This is a genomic window from Hydrogenovibrio sp. 3SP14C1 (assembly GCF_029625905.1).
Classification (GTDB): Bacteria; Pseudomonadota; Gammaproteobacteria; order Thiomicrospirales; family Thiomicrospiraceae; genus Hydrogenovibrio.
On record NZ_JARTLM010000160.1, the window covers coordinates 1 to 264 of the forward strand.

2 protein-coding genes are annotated in these 264 nt (G+C 49.6%); both read right to left on the reverse strand.

Annotated features, from left to right (window positions below; genetic code table 11):
- The coding region (locus tag P8629_RS12055; protein ID WP_278166352.1) for a helix-turn-helix domain-containing protein at positions 1-151 on the reverse strand (151 nt) is incomplete at its 3' end.
- Positions 151-264: Rop family plasmid primer RNA-binding protein (locus P8629_RS12060; RefSeq protein ID WP_278166353.1), on the reverse strand; the 114-nt coding region annotated here is incomplete at its 5' end. The genes P8629_RS12060 and P8629_RS12055, both read right to left, overlap by 1 nt.

Below are 264 nucleotides of genomic sequence, written 5' to 3' on the forward strand. Positions count from 1 at the left end.
CAAAAACACGGATAAGTTCCGAAACATCGACCATTCTGGCGTTCCTTGCACCATGACAGGTGGACAGTTCACCTGTTTTAATCAACCTGTGCAACGTTGTCAGACTCTTCCCGGTCAGCCGTGCGGCCTCACTGATCGATATCTTGGCCATTAACCTGCATCCTGTAGAGCATTTAACCGCCCATAGAGAGTCCTGCAGAGCATCTCTGCATCCTCATGGAGTTTTTCACCCATGTCCGCTTCCATGTCGAGGTTAAGCTCATT